Raw genomic sequence first — 21,133 nt, forward strand, 5'->3', positions numbered from 1 at the left:
CCCTGACTGGACTTGAACCAGTGACATACGGATTAACAGTCCGCCGTTCTACCGACTGAACTACAGGGGAATCATTTTAATGCTTCAGCTTGATAATGTAATTGGCTCCCCTGACTGGACTTGAACCAGTGACATACGGATTAACAGTCCGCCGTTCTACCGACTGAACTACAGGGGAATTGTTTACAACTTATCTTACTGCTTGTTCTAACTCATTTTTATCATGTGCTTAAAGTGGCTCCCCTGACTGGACTTGAACCAGTGACATACGGATTAACAGTCCGCCGTTCTACCGACTGAACTACAGGGGAATCGTTTCACACAATCGTAGCGACTCGTTGAGAACGGAGCGCATAGTAAAACGCTCTGTTGGATGAGTCAACTCGAGTTACTAAAAAAAGTGTAATTATGCTGTTAAGTGCTCATCTAATGTGCATCGTGGTGCAGAATTCGACATTTTTCGTGAAAAACCACTTAACAATTCGCAATATAGCCATAATTGAGTCCATCGTTTTTAAGCGGTGATTCTATGAAATTGAAATCATTCGCTAAATAATCGACACCGTTTTCGGTACTTGGTCGAGTACTTAAGACTCAAACCGCTCAAAAAAGGATCTCAGGTGGGGTAATGTGAATTTACTCAGTTCTTTATACCGATAGAAAACGTGGGTTATCTCTTCGCCGTTAAAGTCCGTTTTTCTGTTTTAACAAGTTTGCTGTTGTTGATGGAGGTGTTAATTGAGGCTTTATCGAATTAGTGTGAGCTGTTTTTCAAATTAAGTGATGCACTTCACTATAAGTTGTGGCACCAGATGCGCGACTACAGCTCGCGTTAATTACAGTTAGTGAAATTGATACAAGTAGCAACATTTATCAAATGTAATTAAATTACTAAATGCCGAGAGACGGTTGTTAAGACACATGACAGCCTCCAATCCCGCGTGGTTTCTAGGTTATTTCGACTTATCAACAAAATCTGTGGATAACCCTGTGAGTTGTCCTGAAAAATGGCCGCCAAAGCCTTGGGGTATGGGCGGCGGACTTAAAATGCACTATTTTGGGGTTCAAAAATAAATTTAAGCATTATCAAATGCATACTAAAAGCAAGTGGTTTTTGTTGAGGGTGAAAACAAGGTTGCAATTTTGTAATCGAACGAAATTGATTTCTTGTGTATTAAATTGGCATTTTTGCTTAGTTTGCGGGTGTTTTGTGAGCAAAAAACGCTGAAAATGCCTTAGTTTAAAAGTTTCATGTTTCTTCCTTTAAATTGTCATCTTGCGGTTTTAGATCGTATTGATATGACGACAGGAAGGATAACTGTGGAGCTTAGTCGGTGACTTGATTAGAATGGGGCGACTCACTAAAAGGATATGTGCGCGTGTCAGAATCTGTTTTTCAGCTTGAATCGCAATTCGCCCCCGCAGGCGATCAACCTACAGCGATTGCCAAATTAGTCGATGGACTCGAAGCGGGTCTGGCCTGCCAAACCTTACTCGGGGTGACGGGCTCAGGTAAAACCTTCACGATTGCCAATGTGATCCAAAAGTTAGGTCGGCCCACGATTATCATGGCGCCTAATAAAACCTTGGCGGCGCAGCTTTATGGTGAGATGAAAGAGTTCTTTCCCCATAATGCGGTCGAGTATTTCGTTTCTTACTACGATTACTACCAGCCCGAAGCCTATGTACCTGCATCAAATACCTTTATCGAAAAGGACGCTTCGGTTAATGCTCACATTGAGCAGATGCGCTTATCCGCCACTAAGGCGCTTTTAGAGCGTAAAGATGTGGTGCTGATTGCTTCGGTGTCTGCTATTTATGGCTTGGGCGATCCCGATTCCTATTTGAAAATGTTGCTGCATCTACGCCAAGGCGATGTGATGGGGCAGCGTGACATCTTAATTCGTCTCAGCGAATTGCAGTACAAGCGCAATGATATTGAGCTACAACGTGGTACTTATCGTGTGCGCGGTGAAGTGATTGATATTTTCCCCGCCGATTCTGAGCGTAATGCTATTAGAGTCGAGTTGTTCGACGATGAGATTGAACGCTTAAGTGAGTTTGACCCGTTAACGGGCCATATTATTAAACGTATCGCCCGTACGACGGTTTACCCTAAAACACACTATGTCACGCCGCGGGAAAAAATCATCACCGCCACTGAGTTTATTAAAGAAGAACTACGCGAGCGTAAGCAATATCTACTCGATAACAACAAGTTAATTGAAGCCCAGCGTATCCATGAGCGGGTGCAATACGATGTGGAAATGATGGTGGAGTTGGGTTACTGCTCTGGCATCGAAAACTACTCGCGCTATTTGTCTGGCCGCGCACCGGGGGAAGGGCCACCAACCTTGCTCGACTATTTGCCTGCCGACGGCTTATTAATTATCGATGAATCCCATGTGACTGTGCCGCAAATCGGCGCTATGTACAAAGGTGACCGTTCCCGTAAAACCACACTTGTGGAATACGGTTTCCGCTTACCGTCCGCCTTGGATAACCGGCCGCTCAAGTTTGAAGAGTTTGAGCAATTGATGCCGCAAACTATCTATGTGTCGGCAACACCGAGTGCCTACGAGCTGGAAAAGAGCGAAGGCGAAATTGCTGAGCAGGTCGTGCGGCCAACGGGATTACTCGATCCTGAATTAGAAGTGCGCCCCGTTGGGACCCAAGTGGACGATTTATTGTCTGAAATCGCCAAGCGAGTGGCCGTCAATGAGCGGGTGTTAGTGACGACGCTGACTAAGCGTATGTCGGAGGATTTGACTGAATACCTCGACGAACATGGCGTAAAAGTGCGTTATCTACATTCGGACATTGACACTGTCGAACGGGTTGAGATCATCCGCGATCTGCGTTTAGGTAAGTTTGATGTATTGGTTGGGATCAACTTATTGCGCGAAGGCTTAGATATGCCTGAAGTGTCATTGGTGTGTATTTTAGATGCCGATAAAGAGGGCTTCTTGCGCTCTGAACGCTCGCTCATCCAAACGATTGGCCGCGCGGCGCGTAACGTCAATGGTAAAGTGATCCTCTATGCCGATCGCATCACCAATTCGATGGAGAAAGCGATAGGTGAAACTGACCGACGTCGTGAACGTCAGCGGGCGCACAACTTAAAACACGGTATCACGCCTAAGGGCGTCGTTAAACGGATCACCGATGTGATGGATGTGGATGATGGCCGCGACAGTAAAGCTGTGTATGGCAAAGTGGCTGAGCCTAAGTCCCATTACCATAAAGCCGATGCGGCAGAGTTAAGCCATCAAATTGATCAGCTTGAGAAGAAGATGCATGAACATGCGCGCAACTTAGAGTTTGAACAAGCGGCGGCAATGCGAGATGAAGTCAAGCACCTGCGGGACCTGTTGATCAAAGCCTAGATTTATTCTTGCGCTCAGCATTAAAAAAGCCGTCCAGCAATCATGCAGCGACGGCTTTTTAATATCTTGACTTGGATTAAGCAGGGACTTTTGATTGGCTCATTTTTAGCTTGATAAACACCGCTAAAGCGCAAATCAGCCCGCAGATTAAGCCGACCAAATGCGCCTCGGTTGCTACGCGCGCACCTATCATGGCGGTGACATCACTGCTGGCACCATAAAGCTGTTCGTAACCGACCTTGATGATAACGCCTACGAGCAGCAGATAGCCTGAGCGCAGCTTACGGACAATATCCTGCACTGCGCCGTAGGCGAACAAGCCATGTAACATACCACTTAAGCCGACATAACCAAGCAATTGCGGATAGCCTAAATACAAGCCTATACCTTCAAGTAAACATAACACGAAAAATAGTGTACTTAAGCCTTTGAGATGATAATGAAAATGGTGCAAAAATAGCACCACCCACAGCCCTGCAAGGTTCATCAATAGATGCCATTGATTAGTGTGCAGTAAATTTCCAGTGATTAATCGCCACCATTCACCCTCACTAATTGCACTGCGGCGATAGGCGAGTAAGTTATCGACAGTGGGGCTTGCTAAGCCTGCGGCATACAAACCCGCACAGATCAGGCTCACCATCAGCGCAACCCAATAGGGACTGCGTGTCATGCTTTTGGCTCGCTGGCGTCAAGCTCAGCCATGACCGCTACTTTATTCTGTAGATAGTCATCTAATCCACGTTTGCGAAGATGACAGGCAGGGCAATCACCACAGCCATCGCCAATCACGCCGTTATAGCAGGTGAGAGTATGGTGGCGAACCAGATCAAGTTGCTGATATTTATCCGCCAGAGCCCAGGTTTGTGCCTTATTGAGCCACATTAAAGGCGTGATGATTTTTAGTTGTTTATCCATGCCTTGAACTAAGGCGGATTCCATCGCTTTGACAAAATCGTTACGACAATCTGGGTAGCCTGAAAAATCGGTTTCACACACGCCTGTGATAATCGCCTGCGCCCCTAATTGATAGGCATAAATACCTGCAAGCGTTAAAAATAAAATATTACGGCCGGGCACGAAGGTATTGGGTAAGCCATTTTCCATCAACTCGTGTGAAACCGGTATCGCATCACGGGTGAGGGCTGAAATAGCTAACTCATTGAGTAAGGTGACATCCATGACTTTATGGCTGGTGATCTTCAAGCGTTTTGCTAAGGATTTGGCAACTTCTATTTCTTCGCGGTGACGTTGACCGTAGTCAAAAGTGATCCCATGTACTTCATCGTACTGGGTTAGGGCTTGAATAAGGCAAGTTGTTGAGTCTTGTCCGCCACTGAATACCACCACTGCTTTGGACACCACTGTTTTTGACACTAAGCTCGTTGACATAAAGGATTTCACTTCACCGTAGAACAGGTATAAATAGGGCGTTAGTGTAACTCAGGCCATTGGGCTTGCAAACTCTGACTATAGGGTCGAAATAGGCTTTCTCGGCGCAAAAACTTGCAGCTCAAGCTAAAATCCACTATAAATGCCGCCCCAGAAAAGTGGAACGTCAGTATGAATTACCCTGTCAACGAAGTATTTGAAACCATTCAAGGTGAAGGTGTCTTTACCGGAGTGCCCGCCATATTTGTCCGCCTACAAGGTTGTCCCGTGGGATGTGCTTGGTGCGATACGAAACAGACATGGGATGTGCTTGAAGCCAATAAGGTCTCGCCAGAGCAAGTGATTACCGTGGACGGCACCATTGGTCGCTGGGCTGATCATACGGCGCAAAGTCTTATTGCTGCTTTTCACGCTAAAGGCTTTACTGCGCGGCATATCGTGATCACCGGCGGAGAGCCTTGTATGTACGATTTACGCGAATTAACCGAGACCTTGCACAGTCAAGGCTTTGCGACTCAAATCGAAACCAGTGGCACCTTCGAAATCAACTGTGCCGATGACACTTGGGTGACAGTATCACCCAAGGTGAACATGAAAGGGGGCTATCAGGTATTAGCACAGGCGCTGAACCGTGCCAATGAGATTAAGCATCCTATCGCTACTGAAAATCACATCGATGAACTTGATGAATTACTGCAAGACATCGATATTTCAGCGAAAACGATTTGCCTGCAGCCGATTAGTCAAAAGCCTAGAGCGACAGAACTGGCGATGAAAGTGTGTATCGCCCGTAATTGGCGCTTATCGATCCAGACCCATAAGTATTTGAATATTGATTAATGCTAATCTGCAAAGCATAAAAAACGCCTCACAGTTGTGGGGCGTTTTTTATGGTGGATGTTTTGTGGATTCTAAACCTAACGACTTAATACAGTTGCTTAATCAAGCTCACTTAACTGGCCGAAATGATTAAATGCTGCAAGTTGGCGCTGATAGGGCGCAATATCGCCGATGTTAGCTGCAATCCAATCTGTATCGTAATAAGTATCAAGGTAACGCTCACCCGAGTCACAAATGAGGGTCACTATTGAGCCTTGCTCTCCACGCGCTTGCATTTGTACGGCAAGTTGCAATGCGCCGTACAGGTTGGTTCCTGTGGATGCGCCGGTTTTGCGGCCAATTAATTGTTCTAACCAATGAATCGTCGCCACCGATGCGGCGTCGGGAATTTGCAGCATAGTATCGACAACTCCAGGAATAAACGATGGCTCGACTCTCGGTCGACCTATGCCTTCAATCTTACTGCCATTGCAACAGGTTAAGCTGGCATCGCCGCTCTGATAGAAATCAAAAAAAACGGAGTTTTGCGGGTCGACTACGCAAAGTTGTGTTGCCAACCTCTGATAGCGAATGTAGCGGCCTATGGTCGCCGATGTGCCGCCAGTGCCTGGGCTCATCACTATCCACCGCGGGATAGTGTGTGGCTCGCGCTCCATCTGATTGAAAATCGAGTTAGCGATATTGTTATTACCGCGCCAGTCGGTTGCACGCTCGGCGTAGGTGAATTGATCCATATAATGGCCGCCGAGCTCTGCGGCAAGGCGCGCCGATTCTGCGTAAATCTCACTGGAATGATCGACAAAATGACATTGGCCGCCATAGAAAGTGATCTGCTCAATCTTCTTTTTAGCTGTGCTTTTGGGCATCACGGCAATAAAAGGTAAACCGAGTAAGCGGGCAAAGTAGGCTTCAGAAATCGCCGTACTGCCCGATGAGGATTCGATAATTGGCGTGCCTTGCTTAATCCAGCCGTTACACAGGGCATAGAGGAAGAGTGAGCGGGCGAGGCGATGCTTCAAACTCCCTGTCGGGTGGGTACTTTCATCTTTAAGATAAATATCTATGCCATCGAGCATAGGTAATTCAAGCTTAATCAAGTGGGTATCGGCGCTGCGCTGAAAATCCGCTTCAATCTTGCCTATTGCGTGGGCTTCCCATGTTGGGCAGAGTCTGTGAGCGCTGTGAGAATCCACTGGTGGTTGAATCGTGTTAGAAATCATAGTAGTCACATCGAAAGGGATCATTTTCAGAGCTTATCACAGGGACGGGCAAAGCGGTTTTATTGGATGACCTTGAAGTCATTCGCTTAAAGTCGAGCACGACGTAATTGAAATCAAAAAATGTCGTTAACCAAGAGGTTTACTTAACATAGAAATACTAAGAATTTAATTAGATTAAGCTGAAATAATTAGATTAAGTTGGAAAAGACTATGCGGAAGTGGAACAAGAAGGATATGCGAGAGTGAAAGAAATGGTGGAGGGAGAAGGATTCGAACCTTCGAAGGCTGAGCCGTCAGATTTACAGTCTGATCCCTTTGGCCACTCGGGAACCCCTCCACAAACTTTCTTTTTAGCTTTACAACTAACTTTTAAAATTGTCTTTCAAAACATCATCAATAACGGACTTGTTTATCAAGACAAAACTAAACATTGGCCATGCTTAGTCTTTGAAAATGATCCTCTGCGTTAGAGATAAAGATGGTGGAGGGAGAAGGATTCGAACCTTCGAAGGCTGAGCCGTCAGATTTACAGTCTGATCCCTTTGGCCACTCGGGAACCCCTCCACGAATACCTTTAACGCTTTTGTAAAACTCTACATCATTTTCGAACAACACGATAAAACTTGCAGTGCAAATGGTGGAGGGAGAAGGATTCGAACCTTCGAAGGCTGAGCCGTCAGATTTACAGTCTGATCCCTTTGGCCACTCGGGAACCCCTCCTCAATTGCGGCCGCCATAGTAGTCAGAAACCTTTTCCATGTAAATACCCAATTTAAAAATATTCCTAAAGTTATGTATCAAATGGTCGATTAACTAACAACGAATTGTTTTGACGATGTTTTTTTATGCAAATTGATGTTCCTTTAGTCAACGAAGCCCAAATTGGCACCCGCTTAAACGCGGCGATAGAAAACGACAGACGGGGCGAATTCGCCCTGTTGCTGTCGTTACTGTCGGTTGACGCACGGGACATGGCACAATTCCAATGGCAAAATGAACTTGATATGGCGCAAAAATTACAACGTCAGTTCGAATTGCCACCGCAGCAAAGTTTAATGGCGGATTTATCGTCTGCTGAACCAGTGGTTGATAACAGCAGTATTTTTATGGCTCAAGGTCCACGTGCGTTTCAATTACAACAAGCATTGCGACCGGAAGCCTTAGTCATCCGTGGCGGCGAGTCAGTCGCAATGGCAGAAGCGTTAAGTAACTGTGACCATGTGACTCAGCTGAGGCAAAGGGGCCAATTAACCGCACCCAAAGTCGAGATCATGCACTTTGCTGATCAATTGGCAATCCAACGTAATCTTGTGCCTTTGCTCGCCTCAGCCTAAGGCCGTCTTCCCGCAAGTGGTCTTCAATACCCATCAAGTCAATCTGATCCATTTCGATAAATAAGCGTGAGCTAAAGCCAGTTATCTTGAAGCTTAATTACCTATAATTCGTATTAACCTATCGAGTTAAAATTTACCGCGTTAAAAATTTAACGAGCATATTTTAGTGATGCCGTTAATCAGTCGCTCTATACATTAAGGAATACAGATGAAAGGCATAATAGAAGCACAGAGCCCGACAGTGAATGACACTTGCACCGATTGCGGCAGCTTTGTCGATATCGGCGCCGTTATTGATGAACACGATACGTTATTGACGTTAAATTTTGTTGGCGATAGCGCTCAAGCGGATGCCGAAAGCATGGCAACACGCGCTCAAACTCGATTTGCTGAAGTGCAAACTGAATTTGTGACTAAGACTGAAGGCGTCGACTTACTGCTGACCTTCAATGTCAGCGCGGAAAAAATGATTTTTCAATTGGAAAACGGCCTGTAATTTTTAAAGCAGCACTTTAGTTTTTAGTCGGTCATAGATGTCACGGAAATCGCGCTAATTGCCTAAAAATGCTGCTATTGTTAACCAAATTGTAATAAATTGTGCCACATGTTGCTGTGCTTACAACAGTTAGTGTAATCTGCCTCCAAATAAGAATAATTCAATCAGCTTAATTCCACATTTTGAGGTAAGTTTGCTAACAGCAAAGACCTTTAGCCCAACACGAAGTTTTGTAGGGAACCAGCGTGAAGCGACGTCAGCATCAGCATTTATTGGAGTCTTTGGTACAGTCAACTGCAAAACAGCAGGGCGATTTCACAAAGACGGCAGAGTTAACCACAGAGTTGTTGTGCCAGAATTTAGCGGTTTCTTTGGTATCAGTGTGGACTTTTTCATCTGATCAACAAACCCAATCACTCGTCGCACAATTTGGTTCTATGATGTTGCAAGACATTCATAGGCCTAAGTTATTACAAGATTGTCCCCGGTATGTACACGAGCTCAAAACTCTGCGCCATATCGATGCAGGCAATGCCCTGACCGATCCACGTTTAAGTGAATTGGCTGAGTGCTATTTTATCCCGCGGCAAATCAACTCGAGTCTCGACATCGCCATTCGCATCAATGGCCATCTCGAAGGTGTGCTCTGCATCGAGCGGGCACAATTGACTCCCCACTGGCATGACAGTGAAATTCACCTCGCGTGCCAGATGGCTGACCAATTAGCCCTGACCTTAGCGACAAAACACAGCTACGATAAAGAAGAAAGCTTGAGTTTATTTCGCTGTGCCACTGAACAATCGCGACAAATCAGTATGTTAATTAATCTGCATACTGAAAAAGTCGAGTATGTGAATCAGGCGCACAGTGAAATCACCGGCATGCCCCGTGAGCAGATTATCGGCGCGAATATCCGTGAGTTGGCTTTTTTCAAGCAGCATGCCCAATTAGCCGAGCAAACCCTAGCGCAAATCTTTAGGGGCGAAATTGCCAAAGGCGAAGTGCAGTTTAGTCGTGCCGATGGCAGTTGTTATTGGCTGACATACGTGCTGAGTCAGTTCATTACCGATCGCGGTAATCATTATGCCTTGGTCTCGTGTGAAGAAAATACCGACGAGCATAACTATAAGTCAGAGCTTGAACGGCTTGCTTGGCGTTGTGGATTAACGGGACTCCATAACCGTACTCATTTTAATCGAGTCCTTGAACGTACCACGAAGGGACTGTTGTTATTAGTTGATTTAGTGGGATTTAAGCGTTTTAACGATACCTATGGTCATGAAAATGGCGATAGTTTGTTGATAGAAATTGCCCGCCGTTTGAAACATTTTTCTGAGATTAATAAGGCCACCGAAATTGCCCGCGTCGGCAGCGATGAATTTGCCGTGCTATTGACCGATGATAATGCGGTTTACGATCTCGATTATTTTAGTACGCGCCTGTATCAACATCTTGCTATGCCTATTTTAATCGGCCGTGAGCAAGTCGAACCAAAGCCTGCTTTAGCTGTGGTTGATATTGCCTCTGTGGCGAGTTTGTTTGCCCCATTAACCTGTGCCGATATTGCAGTGCAGTATGCTAAAAAGAAAAAAGGCACTGCAATCCAAGTATTTAACAGCACGTTATTGAGTGCATTTAAAGAGGATGCGCAGATAGAACGTGATTTACACAGTGCGATCCGTGGTCGTCAGTTTGAGCTTTATTATCAGCCACTGAGGGATCTTGAGCAGAATACCTATATTGGCGCCGAAGCCTTAATCCGTTGGCATCACCCTAAAAGAGGCGTGTTATTTCCAGCTTCCTTTATTGATATTGCTGAGCAGTCGGGGATGATTAATTCTATCGGCAGTTGGGTTTTAGAGGCCGCTTGTCGACAGTTGAACCTATGGCAGCATCATAATGCAGATATGACAATGCATGTGAATGTATCGGCCCGCCAGTTCTTCAGTGGTAATTTATTCGAGCAAGTGTGGCAGTTGTTGACGCGTTATCGCTTGAAACCTAAGACGTTAATCTTAGAGATCACTGAGACTGAATTGATGGGTGATATTCGCCACGCGACCTTGTTATGCCAAGAATTAGCGGAATTAGGCGTAGGGCTCGCGATTGACGATTTTGGGACGGGTTACTGCTCTATGCGTTATTTGAAGCAGTTTCCGATCAGTAAACTTAAGATTGATCGTTCGTTTATTTCAGATCTTACCGTCAGCCGTGAAAGTCGCGAAATTGTGTCAGCCATTATCGCCATGGCGAATGCATTAAATATATCTTTGACGGCAGAAGGGGTTGAAACCCTTGAGCAAGAAGCGTTTTTAGCGAAAAGTTTTTGCCATCAGGCACAGGGTTATCTCTATAGTCCTGCATTACGGGAGCCTGAGTTTGCACAATTTATCTTGTCGGCGAAAAGCGCTTCAGTCATAACCCACTAAGTCACAATTATTTCAAATGTGCTGCTCACGATAAAATAAAGGCAACCTAGGTTTGTAATCTTAGGTTGCCTTTATTATTCATCTCTGTGCTTGTTCAATCAGCACTATAAACCTTCACCGTAATTCTCCAGTGCAGCTCAGCACTGTATACCTATTAAGATTTTAAGCAGCATTGTTTGAATTTTTTGCCACTATGGCAAATACAGAGGTCATTTCTACCGGGTAATTTAGCCGTCATTTGCTGGCCTTGGCTGTAATACCAGCGACTTGCTTGGTAGATAAATTCGGATCGCTCATAGATAGCATCAATTTCACCATCGAGCTTATACCAAGCTTTAAAGGTAACTGTGCCATGTCGTTGTTCAGCTATCGCCGCTTGAGCATTGTGGCTTGGTGTTTCAGTACTGCTCTGTACATCTAATCCTAACCAATGTGGGTGAGGACCAGCATTGAGGCTCGTGAGAGTAAGGCCATTTAGATAGTCTGGATGATGTGTTTTTAAAATGTAATCAAAATTTTTCAATACAAATGCGCAGTAGCGTGAGCGCATAAGCTGTTCAGGAGTACGGGCAATGACTTGCCCAGAGTCTACATGCGTATGCAGTGGACCACAGCAATCTTGGTAGCTTAGCCCACTACCACAGGGGCAGGTTTGCTTAGTTGTAGTCATGTTAGCTAAATCTTTAATTTAATTGTATTTGTTTAAATTTATTCGATTTCTATCTAAATGCGCTAGATGTGAGATAGTCCATTTAAACGTAATCGGCATTAACATTAGGGTAATTTTTTACTCGCAGGTAAAGGCGGAAATTGGCGACCATAATATAAGTTAGGTACCGGTTTCGCATTCAGATAATAGCTAGGTTCTGCGCGGTTATTGGTATCTAAGCTCACTTTCCATTGGGTGGATGAGACTTTTTCTGTACCAATAGCAAATTTGCCCGCAAATTCACTCACAGGTTCTCCGGTTTCTTGTGCCGGGTAAAATCGAACCAAATAATAGCCTGTATCTATGGCACCATTACCGATAATTTTGCGTTTAGTAATGCGAAAATCCACGTCGATAGTGGCTTTTTTGGCACGGATTTTATCGAAAAACTTCTTGTAAATGGCGACAATATTGTCTCGTCCATAGTAAATTTCTTTACTTTGACTCTCAGATAAGTAGCTAGCGTCATCAGCGTAAATCTCACGAGTCACCTCAGGGGACAATTGATTAAAAGCACTAATAAACAAAGGGTAATTAGCGTTGATCAATTGATCATCAGTGGATTTTGTATGAGTTTTAGCTGGATTGGCTAAGCTTGGCAGTGACAATAAGCACATCAGGACTAGCGGCAAAAATTTCATTACTTTATTCTAATCTGGCAATCATGGCGTCACTATAATGGAGGCGCTCGCTGAACTAAAGCCTTGAATGTTTACAAAGTGTGTTTCTATACAAGAGTGTGAAGTAAAGGAGCTTGCCATGCTGGATGATGAATCAGCACTGTTTTTTGAGGCAATGGCTGGAGTCGTGCCACTAAAAGGCGATATGCCAGTGGTAAATTTAGCACCGAAAGCGTTGACGGCTGAGCAAATACACAGACGCGATGCTTTACAACGGGAAGTCTTCCTAGCGTGTATGCCACTGGATTTAAAAGCGTTTCCACAGCAAGCGCCAGATGACATTGTGAGCTTTAAGCGTGAGGGGGTACAAGGCGGCGTTTTTAAACGACTGCGAATGGGGCAATACAGCATCAAGATGGAGCTTGATGTGCATGCTTATCGGTTAAACCAAGCTCGTGATGCCGTCCTTAACTATTTACTGGCAGCGCAGGCACATGGTGAACGCTGTGTCATGTTGATCCACGGTAAAGGCTATCAGAGTCAACCCTTTGCGGGATTGCTCAAATCCGCTGTGTGCTATTGGTTATCACAACTCGACATGGTGCTTGCCTATCATTCGGCGAAAACCGAGCAGGGCGGTGCTGGGGCACTTTATGTGATGTTAACTAAGTCAGAACAGCTTAAGCTTGAAAACCGTGAAGCCAATCGTAAAGGAATGGGATGGCGTTAGATTAAACAAATAAGGATTGAATAAAAATGCCCAATTTTATTGGGCATTTTGTTTTATGTTATTGGGTGATGATTTAATAAACCCTTACCAACCACACTGGCGGTTTGCGGTGGTATTTTGCTCATCTAACCATGTTTTAAGTGGTGCGAAGTAATCGAGCACCGCTTTTGCATCCATGGCTTCTTTGCCGGTGACTTCTTTCAATGCTTCTGGCCAAGGTTTACTTAAGCCTAACTCGAGCATCTTATTGAGTTTATCTCCCGCGGCTTGATTGCCATAAATACTGCATCTGTGTACCGGACCTTTATCGCCTGCAGTTTCACACAGCGCTTGATGGAATTGGAATTGCAAAATATGCGCTAGGAAGTAACGGGTGTAGGGTACATTGCCTGGTACATGGTATTTAGCACCCGGATCAAAATCTGCTTCACTACGTTCAGTTGGTGCTTTGACGCCTTGGTATTTTTCCCTCAGATCCCACCAAGCTTGGTTATATTGGGCGGGCGTGATTTCGCCGCTAAACACTTTCCAGCGCCACTGATCTATCATCAGGCCAAAGGGCAAGAAAGCAATTTTGTCTAAGGCTTGTTTTAGTAAGAGGCCGATATCCTTAGATGCATCAGGCACTTCTTCTAATAAGCCGATCTGCTTTAAATAGCTTGGCGTAATCGACAGTGCAATCGTGTCACCAATTGCTTCATGGAAACCATCGTTAGCGCTGTTTTTAAACAGGAAGGGTTGTTGCTTATAAGCGCGTTGATAGAAGTTATGCCCAAGTTCGTGGTGGATAACGCTAAAATCTTCGGCAGTTTTTTGGATACACATTTTAATGCGGATATCGTCGAGATTATCGAGATCCCACGCCGAAGCGTGACAAACCACATCACGGTCCTTTGGCTGAACGAATAGAGAACGCGCCCAAAAACTTTCTGGCAATGGTGCGAACCCTAATGATGTGAAGAAGCCTTCGGCTTGTTTCACCATTTTATGCTCGTCATAGCCTTTCTTTGCGAGTAACTCAGTGACATCGTAACCCGGATCAGCATTGTCAGGGGCCACTAAGTCATACACATTACCCCATTGCTGGGCCCACATGTTGCCAAGTAAGTGTGCCGGGATGGGTCCAGTGGTCGGTGCGACGGTATCGCCGTACTCTTTATTCAATTCTCCCCGTACGTAGCAGTGCAAGGATTCATAAAGTGGCTTAACTTGGCCCCAAAGACGGTCGAGTTCCTGTGAAAAGTCATCGGGCTTCATATCGTATTGACTGCGCCATAGTTCAGACAGGTTGGCATAACCGAGATCCTTTGCGCCTTCATTGGCCAGTTCAACTTCGCGTTGAAACAAGGGGCGCATGGGTTTAGCTATTTCACGCCAGCCTTTCCATGCTTCCAGTAATTTTACGGGATCACGTGATTCGGCCATTAAGCTCGATAGCTCAGGCTGAGTCATACACTTGCCGTCGGCAAAACAGTATTTTCCTTTGCCGTACAAGCCATTTAATTCTGAACTAATTTGTGCCAGCTCGGTATTCTTCGCAGGATCGAGCGGCGCGGGTAATACTAACGCACTGCGCAGGATATTGAGCTTGCGGGCATTTACGGGATCGAGTTGCACATTGGCATACTTAGCCGCCTCTGTTGCAAATTTTACCGACGCGGCACTGACCTTTTCGCCGACTGCGGCAGACAGGGCCGCGGTATCATCAGTAATAAAGTTGCTGTAAATCCACTCGGCGCGATTAGATTCAATCGATAATTCGGCCATCTTGGCTTCAGCATCGTTAATAAAAGCAATGGCTTGTGCTTTATCTGGGGCGGTATTGATGACAGCTGCTTCTGCAGTAGCTGTCTTGTCTGTTTTACTTTGAGCATCATTACAGGCCGTTAATCCCAGCGCGAGTGCCACTGTGAGGGTGATTTTACTGCGACGATTCAATGAAATAACCATGTCTAGTTGTCCTTGTTGTTTTTGTGTTACACAGTTTACCTAAACCACAGGGTTATTGCACAAGGGTTAATTGACTTGTTTTTAACACTTATTCGGACATGTGCGACATACCGCTTATATCACAGACTAGAAAGCGGTGAATTTGTCCAATTTTAGTTTGACATCCGTGGTGCCAATGTTTAATTTAAACGAGTGTTTTAAATTAATTCAAGGTCACGGAATGGCAAGTCGATCCGATACAAAAACTAGAATACTTGATGCCGCAGAAAAACTGTTCGCCGAACGGGGCTTTTCTGAGACTTCCTTGCGACTCATTACCAGCAAAGCTGAGGTGAATTTAGCATCGGTCAATTATCACTTTGGTTCTAAAAAAGAGCTGATCCGTGCAGTGTTAGCCCGCTATTTAGACGTATTTATGCCTGCTGCTTCAAGCCAAATTCACCGTTTAAATGCCGCTCCAGCACAAGCAACACTCGAAGAGATCCTGTCTTCTTTGGTCGATCCTTTATTGGATTTAAACGCGCTACGTACCGAAGGCACCACGATCTTCCTGCAGCTTTTAGGCCGTGGCTATATCGAAAGCCAAGGGCATTTACGTTGGTTTATCACTACCCATTACGGCCAGCATCTGGATGCTTTTGTTAAAGCCGTTTCGGCCAGTGCACCACATATTCCACCCGCTGAAATGTTTTGGCGCTTACACTTTACCTTAGGCACTATCGTGTTCACTATGGCGTCCGCTGATGCCCTAAATGACATTGCTGCTGCTGAGTTTGGTGAGCATAACGACATCGAAGCCGTGATCCGTAAAGTGATCCCCTACATGGCGGCTGGTGTATCAGTCCCCGTTTCTTCTTAATTAAAAGGTCTTGATAATGTTGACGATTATAATTCTTGCCCTGATAGCCATTGTCGTGTTGTTTGCGGTGAAAAATATCCGGATGCAGTTTATTACCCGCCCAGTTTTTAGTTTTTTCAAGAAGGTCTTGCCGCCACTTTCAGATACCGAGCGCGAAGCGATGGAAGCCGGTGATGTCTGGTGGGAAGGGGAGTTATTTCGCGGAAATCCTAACTGGAATACCTTGCACAGCTACGGTAAGCCGACGCTGACAGCTGAAGAAAAAGACTTTATTGATAATCAAGTAATGACAGCACTGACGATGATCGATGATTTCGACATAGTGCATAACCGCAAGGATTTACCGCCGGAGCTGTGGGAATACTTTAAGAAAGAAGGTTTCTTCGCACTGATCATTCCGAAGAAATTTGGTGGTAAAGCTTTCTCTGCCTATGCAAACTCGACCATTGTCAGCAAATTAGCCAGCCGTAGCGTAAGCGCCGCTGTGACTGTGATGGTGCCGAACTCTTTAGGTCCTGGTGAGTTGCTGACCCACTATGGTACGAGCGAGCAGAAAGAACGTTGGTTACCTGCTTTGGCTAAAGGCGATGAAATTCCTTGTTTTGCGTTAACTGGTCCAGAAGCGGGCAGCGATGCCGGCGCTATCCCCGATGTCGGTATTGTGTGTCGTGATACTTTCAACGGCGAAGAAATGCTTGGGCTTAAACTAACATGGGATAAGCGTTATATCACGCTGGCGCCTGTAGCAACAGTTCTGGGGTTAGCGTTCCAAATGCGCGATCCTGAAGGTCTGCTTGGCGATAAGAAAAACTTAGGCATTACCTGTGCGTTGATCCCAACGGATCATCCTGGTGTGGTGATTGGTCGTCGTCATAATCCGCTGGGTATGGCGTTTATGAACGGTACTACTCAAGGTAAAGAAGTGTTTATCCCGCTCGATTGGATTATCGGTGGCCCTGAGTTTGCAGGTAAAGGCTGGCGTATGCTGGTTGAGTGTTTGTCAGCGGGCCGCGGTATTTCATTGCCAGCATTGGCAACGGCTTCTGGTCACATGGCGACTAAGACGACAACGGCTTACAGCTATGTGCGTCACCAGTTTGGTATGGCAATTGGTCAGTTTGAAGGAGTGCAAGAAGCGCTGGCGCGTATTATTGCCAACACTTATCAGTTAGAAGCCGCACGCCGTTTAACAACCACGGGTATCGATCTTAAAGTCAAACCTTCGGTCGTGACCGCGATAGCTAAGTACCACATGACTGAATTAGGCCGTTCAGTGATGAACGATGCCATGGATATTCAATCGGGTAAGGGCATTCAATTAGGACCTAAAAACTATTTAGGCCACCCTTATATGTCGAATCCAATTTCGATCACTGTGGAAGGCGCGAATATTCTAACCCGCTCGTTGATGATTTTTGGTCAAGGTGCGACTCGCTGCCATCCTTACGTGCTTGCCGAAATGGAAGCCGCAGCGATGGAAAACCAACATGAAGCCTTAGAGCGTTTTGATGCGTTATTAATGGGTCACATGGGTTATGCAACGCGTAATGCTTTCAGTGCTTTGTTTAGCGCGTTAAGCGGTAGCCGTTTTGGCAGTGCGCCAGTGAGCGGTGAAACTAAGCAGTACTATAAAGATATGTCGCGTATTTCGTCTGCATTAGCCTTAATGACAGATTTATCTATGCTGATCATGGGCGGCGATTTAAAACGCAAAGAAATGCTCTCAGCACGTATGGGTGATGTGCTCAGCCAGTTATATTTAGGCTCAGCAACCTTGAAGTTGTTTGAAGATAATGGTCGTCAACAGGACGATTTGCCTGCGGTACGTTATGTAATGGCCAATCGTTTGCACTTGGCGGCGAAAGCGTTGGAAGACACGATTCGTAACTTCCCAAGCCGTCCTGTGGCCTGGTTACTGCGCGGCTTAATTTTCCCACTGGGTAATCACTTCACTGCACCGAGCGACAAAATGGCGACCGATTTAGTTAGCGGTATGTTGAAGCCTGGCCCTGCTCGTGAACGTATTACTTTCTTATGTCCTGAATTTGAAGGGGATAAGGGTGGTATTGCTGAAGTTGAGCAAGCATTTATCGCGCAATATGCCTGTAAAGATATCTATAAAAAACTGAAGAAAGCGCAGCGTGCCGGTGAGTTGCCAGCAAAAGTGCCGAATCTCGTCTTGTTTGCAAAAGCACTCGAGACTGGCGTTATCACTGCCGACGAAGAGCAAAAGTTACAGCATGCTGATAAGCTGCGCTTAGCGGCAATTAATGTGAATGATTTCGAAGCGTTATAGTGATTGCTAGTGTTTGATGTTATCGTTTAATGTTAGCTTTTAATGTTAGTGCAGTTTGGCCTAAGCGGTGTTAACTTCGATGGCTACGCCGCTTGGTCCGCTTAGATTTCCCCCAGCAATGAGAGACCGATAAATCAGCACCAACAGAAATCTGCACTTACAGAAAACAGTCAATATAAAAAAACCACCTTCATGAGGTGGTTTTTTATTGGCTGTTTTCTAACGAGCTTGAGTTGTTAGAAGAAGCTTAAGCAACTTAAGCTACGATCAACACTTTACAGGTGTTAGTGCCGCCAATCGTTTCCATTGCATCGCCTTTGGTCATTAATACCATATCACCGCTATTCAAATAACCAGCCGCTGTTAATGCTTCTAACGCTTTTTGCGCTAGCTCATCGGCTGGGTGGATAGTTGAATCGAAGTAGATTGGCAACACGCCGCGGTACAAGGCCATTTTGGCTAGGGTTGTTGCGTGACGTGATAAACCTAAGATTGGCAGTGAAGAACTGATACGAGACATCAACTGTGGTGTTGCACCTGATTCAGTCAGAGCGATAATCGCCTTAACGCCTTCTAGGTGGTTTGCTGCATACATAGTTGATAGCGCAATGGTCTCTTCAACTGAAGTGAAACGCACATCTAATCTATGCTTAGACACAATCACACTTGGGTGAGATTCTGCGCCAACACACACGTTTGCCATTGCCTTAACGGTTTCTTCTGGGAAGTCACCGGCAGCAGTTTCAGCAGATAACATCACAGCATCGGTACCATCAAGCACAGCGTTCGCCACGTCCATCACTTCGGCGCGGGTTGGCATTGGGCTTGAAATCATCGATTCCATCATCTGAGTGGCAGTGATGACGACTTTATTCAGTTGACGTGAACGGGCGATTAACTTCTTCTGCACCGCAACGAGTGCAGCATCACCAATTTCAACACCTAAGTCACCACGGGCAACCATAACAACGTCAGACGCTAAGATAACATCATCCATAGCTGCATCGGTCGCAACCGCTTCAGCACGTTCAACTTTAGCAACGATCAACGCATTACAACCTGCTTGACGGGCAAGATCGCGTGCATAGTCCAAGTCAGCACCACTGCGCGGGAAAGACACGGCTAAATAATCCACTTGGATCATTGCTGCAGTGAGAATGTCAGCCTTGTCTTTTTCGGTCAGCGCAGCAGCAGAAAGTCCGCCGCCTTGTTTGTTAATACCTTTGTTGTTAGATAAAGGGCCTGCCACAGTCACTGTGGTATGCACTTTACGGCCTTCAACACGCTCAACGCGTAATTGAACACGGCCATCATCTAACATCAGGATATCACCAACAGTCACATCGTCTGGCAATTGCTTGTAATCGATACCCACTTGGGTCTCGTCGCCTTCACCTTTGGCTAACTCGGCATCAAGTACATAGGCTTGACCTAATACGAGTTGTACTTTCTTATTGTCTTTGAAAGTAGAAACGCGGATTTTAGGGCCTTGTAAGTCACCAAGAATGGCCACATGAACGCCTAACTCTTTAGCGATTTCGCGCGCTTGAGTTGCTCGTTTTAGATGATCTTCGGGGGAACCGTGGGAGAAATTAAGACGTACAACGTTTGCACCTGCCGCGATGATGCGGCGTAGGTTATCATCACGATCGGTAGCGGGACCTAGAGTGGTGACGATTTTGGTTCTGCGGAACATAAGGATACTCCGTTAAAGTTAAAAAAAATCTTGGGACTATATTACCATGCAATTCCAAATTTTGTAGTAAAGTTACAATCAAATTGATCTAAAGTTATGTATGAAAATTGTGAGGTATCGCTGATATTTGCACGATAAATGGCTAGGTTAAGGATCAACACTAGCCATTTTTAGAAAAGGAAGTGAGTTACAGTATCGGATCTTTATTGATGCGAGACTCTTTTAACACTTCTTTCACTCGTTTCAAATTATCGCGGAAACGTGGGCCTCTACGTAAGGTAAAACCCGTTGCCAATACATCTATAGTGACTAATTGGGCTAAACGCGAGGCCATAGGTAAATACATGTCAGTATCTTCTGGCACTTCCATTGTCACGGGCAGTGTACATTCCATTGACAAAGGCGAGTTGCGGGCGGTAATACCAATCACAGCTGCACCATTTTCTCTCGCTAAACGCGCGATTTCAATCAATGACTTAGTACGGCCAGTGTGGGAAATCAATACCACCACATCGCCCTCATTACTGTTGATACAGCTCATGCGTTGCATTAGAACATCGTCAAAACAGATGACAGGGACATTAAAGCGGAAGAATTTATTTTGCGCGTCATGGGCAACTGAAGCGGATGCGCCTAGGCCAAAAAAGGAAATAGTCTTAGCTTGAGTGAGAATATCAACGGCTTTATTAATGGCTGAAATGTCTAGGCTTTGACGTGCGGTATCGAGCGAAGCCATTGAAGATTCGAATATTTTTGTCGTGTAAGACTCAGTTGAATCATCTTCTTCAACGTGGCGGCTCACATAAGGTGTACCGTTCGCAAGACTTTGCGCTAGATGTAACTTAAAATCAGGGAAACCTTTAGTATCTAAGCGGCGGCAGAAACGATTCACAGTAGGTTCACTGACATCTGCCATCTTAGCCAGTGTGGCGATGCTAGAATGTATAGCTGTCTGTGGTGATGCTAAGATCACCTCTGCAACTTTGCGTTCTGATTTACTAAAATGGGTGAGGCTTTTTTGAACCTTTTCTAGGGTATTCATACGCGTATGTCCGCTAAATTGAGAATGTAATTTTATTTATTTTTATTTCGTGGGAGCAGATCAAGACTGGCGGCCCACTAATAGACTCTATGTAGTAACTTTTCAGTACAATTTTGAAATAAGACTTTACTACC

Annotated in this window: 17 protein-coding genes and 5 tRNA genes; 9 read left to right on the forward strand and 13 right to left on the reverse strand. The window is 45.4% G+C overall.

Annotation, left to right across the window (positions count from 1 at the left end):
* Positions 1-102 precede the first annotated feature (102 nt).
* Positions 103-178 (reverse strand) — tRNA-Asn (locus ACHA99_RS08295).
* A 57-nt stretch (positions 179-235) separates the two neighbouring features.
* Positions 236-311 (reverse strand) — tRNA-Asn (locus tag ACHA99_RS08300).
* A 610-nt stretch (positions 312-921) separates the two neighbouring features.
* Between ACHA99_RS08300 and ACHA99_RS08305 the strand changes: the two genes are divergently transcribed.
* Both ACHA99_RS08305 and uvrB read left to right on the forward strand, forming a co-directional pair.
* Entirely contained in the window at positions 922-1,074 is a 153-nt protein-coding gene (locus ACHA99_RS08305) for a hypothetical protein (protein WP_158497640.1), read from the forward strand.
* Positions 1,075-1,379: 305 nt separating this feature from the next.
* Entirely contained in the window at positions 1,380-3,386 is a 2,007-nt protein-coding gene (uvrB, locus tag ACHA99_RS08310; protein WP_393942127.1) for an excinuclease ABC subunit UvrB, read from the forward strand.
* A 76-nt stretch (positions 3,387-3,462) separates the two neighbouring features.
* Here the strand turns inward: uvrB and rrtA are convergent, their stop codons facing one another.
* Both rrtA and queC read right to left on the reverse strand, forming a co-directional pair.
* The gene (rrtA, locus tag ACHA99_RS08315; protein ID WP_393942129.1) at positions 3,463-4,059 is read right to left on the reverse strand and encodes a rhombosortase; all 597 of its coding nucleotides are present in this window, start codon (positions 4,057-4,059) and stop codon (positions 3,463-3,465) included.
* Positions 4,056-4,778, reverse strand: a complete 723-nt coding sequence (gene queC / locus ACHA99_RS08320; protein ID WP_263195807.1) for a 7-cyano-7-deazaguanine synthase QueC — start codon at positions 4,776-4,778, stop codon at positions 4,056-4,058. Before queC ends, rrtA begins: the two co-directional genes overlap by 4 nt.
* A gap of 171 nt (positions 4,779-4,949) precedes the next feature.
* Between queC and queE the strand changes: the two genes are divergently transcribed.
* On the forward strand, positions 4,950-5,618 hold the full coding sequence (gene queE / locus ACHA99_RS08325; RefSeq protein WP_168825223.1) for a 7-carboxy-7-deazaguanine synthase QueE: 669 nt from the start codon (positions 4,950-4,952) through the stop codon (positions 5,616-5,618).
* 98 nt (positions 5,619-5,716) lie between these two features.
* Here queE and ACHA99_RS08330 read toward each other — a convergent pair whose 3' ends face one another.
* From ACHA99_RS08330 to ACHA99_RS08345, 4 genes are all read right to left on the reverse strand, one after another.
* Entirely contained in the window at positions 5,717-6,862 is a 1,146-nt protein-coding gene (locus ACHA99_RS08330) for a PLP-dependent cysteine synthase family protein (protein WP_263265346.1), read from the reverse strand.
* A gap of 228 nt (positions 6,863-7,090) precedes the next feature.
* A tRNA-Tyr gene (locus ACHA99_RS08335) sits at positions 7,091-7,175 on the reverse strand.
* A 142-nt stretch (positions 7,176-7,317) separates the two neighbouring features.
* A tRNA-Tyr gene (locus tag ACHA99_RS08340) sits at positions 7,318-7,402 on the reverse strand.
* A 71-nt stretch (positions 7,403-7,473) separates the two neighbouring features.
* Positions 7,474-7,558, reverse strand: a tRNA-Tyr gene (locus tag ACHA99_RS08345).
* Between the two features lie 125 nt (positions 7,559-7,683).
* On the opposite strand from ACHA99_RS08345, the gene ACHA99_RS08350 reads away from it, so the two are divergent.
* The 3 genes from ACHA99_RS08350 (at position 7,684) to ACHA99_RS08360 (ending at position 11,097) form a co-directional block, all read left to right on the forward strand.
* The gene (locus tag ACHA99_RS08350; RefSeq protein WP_131524165.1) at positions 7,684-8,172 is read left to right on the forward strand and encodes a VC2046/SO_2500 family protein; all 489 of its coding nucleotides are present in this window, start codon (positions 7,684-7,686) and stop codon (positions 8,170-8,172) included.
* A 208-nt stretch (positions 8,173-8,380) separates the two neighbouring features.
* Positions 8,381-8,668, forward strand: coding sequence for a DUF406 family protein (locus ACHA99_RS08355; RefSeq protein ID WP_113939682.1), 288 nt, complete (start codon positions 8,381-8,383; stop codon positions 8,666-8,668).
* A gap of 245 nt (positions 8,669-8,913) precedes the next feature.
* Positions 8,914-11,097 carry a bifunctional diguanylate cyclase/phosphodiesterase gene (locus tag ACHA99_RS08360; protein WP_212600549.1) on the forward strand — a complete coding sequence of 728 codons (2,184 nt, stop codon included), beginning with the start codon at positions 8,914-8,916 and terminating at the stop codon, positions 11,095-11,097.
* 154 nt (positions 11,098-11,251) lie between these two features.
* Here ACHA99_RS08360 and ACHA99_RS08365 read toward each other — a convergent pair whose 3' ends face one another.
* Together ACHA99_RS08365 and ACHA99_RS08370 are read right to left on the reverse strand one after the other, a co-directional pair.
* The gene (locus tag ACHA99_RS08365) at positions 11,252-11,767 is read right to left on the reverse strand and encodes a YchJ family protein (RefSeq protein WP_212600548.1); all 516 of its coding nucleotides are present in this window, start codon (positions 11,765-11,767) and stop codon (positions 11,252-11,254) included.
* A 104-nt stretch (positions 11,768-11,871) separates the two neighbouring features.
* Positions 11,872-12,447, reverse strand: coding sequence for a DUF4440 domain-containing protein (locus tag ACHA99_RS08370; RefSeq protein ID WP_393942134.1), 576 nt, complete (start codon positions 12,445-12,447; stop codon positions 11,872-11,874).
* Between the two features lie 118 nt (positions 12,448-12,565).
* On the opposite strand from ACHA99_RS08370, the gene smrA reads away from it, so the two are divergent.
* The gene (smrA, locus tag ACHA99_RS08375; RefSeq protein ID WP_393942136.1) at positions 12,566-13,156 is read left to right on the forward strand and encodes a DNA endonuclease SmrA; all 591 of its coding nucleotides are present in this window, start codon (positions 12,566-12,568) and stop codon (positions 13,154-13,156) included.
* A gap of 84 nt (positions 13,157-13,240) precedes the next feature.
* Here the strand turns inward: smrA and ACHA99_RS08380 are convergent, their stop codons facing one another.
* Positions 13,241-15,106: a M2 family metallopeptidase gene (locus ACHA99_RS08380; protein WP_393942138.1), complete on the reverse strand. Its 1,866-nt coding sequence runs from the start codon at positions 15,104-15,106 to the stop codon at positions 13,241-13,243.
* Positions 15,107-15,326: 220 nt separating this feature from the next.
* On the opposite strand from ACHA99_RS08380, the gene ACHA99_RS08385 reads away from it, so the two are divergent.
* Together ACHA99_RS08385 and ACHA99_RS08390 are read left to right on the forward strand one after the other, a co-directional pair.
* Entirely contained in the window at positions 15,327-15,965 is a 639-nt protein-coding gene (locus ACHA99_RS08385) for a TetR/AcrR family transcriptional regulator (RefSeq protein WP_028760001.1), read from the forward strand.
* Between the two features lie 16 nt (positions 15,966-15,981).
* Positions 15,982-18,261: an acyl-CoA dehydrogenase gene (locus tag ACHA99_RS08390; RefSeq protein ID WP_168825236.1), complete on the forward strand. Its 2,280-nt coding sequence runs from the start codon at positions 15,982-15,984 to the stop codon at positions 18,259-18,261.
* Positions 18,262-18,517: 256 nt separating this feature from the next.
* Here the strand turns inward: ACHA99_RS08390 and pyk are convergent, their stop codons facing one another.
* Positions 18,518-19,957, reverse strand: coding sequence for a pyruvate kinase (gene pyk / locus ACHA99_RS08395; protein ID WP_105252459.1), 1,440 nt, complete (start codon positions 19,955-19,957; stop codon positions 18,518-18,520).
* A 187-nt stretch (positions 19,958-20,144) separates the two neighbouring features.
* Positions 20,145-20,999: a MurR/RpiR family transcriptional regulator gene (locus tag ACHA99_RS08400; protein WP_006081563.1), complete on the reverse strand. Its 855-nt coding sequence runs from the start codon at positions 20,997-20,999 to the stop codon at positions 20,145-20,147.
* Positions 21,000-21,133 lie beyond the last annotated feature (134 nt).

This window comes from Shewanella sp. S23-S33 (genome assembly GCF_043359565.1).
In the GTDB taxonomy this organism is placed as follows: Bacteria; Pseudomonadota; Gammaproteobacteria; order Enterobacterales; family Shewanellaceae; genus Shewanella; species Shewanella oncorhynchi.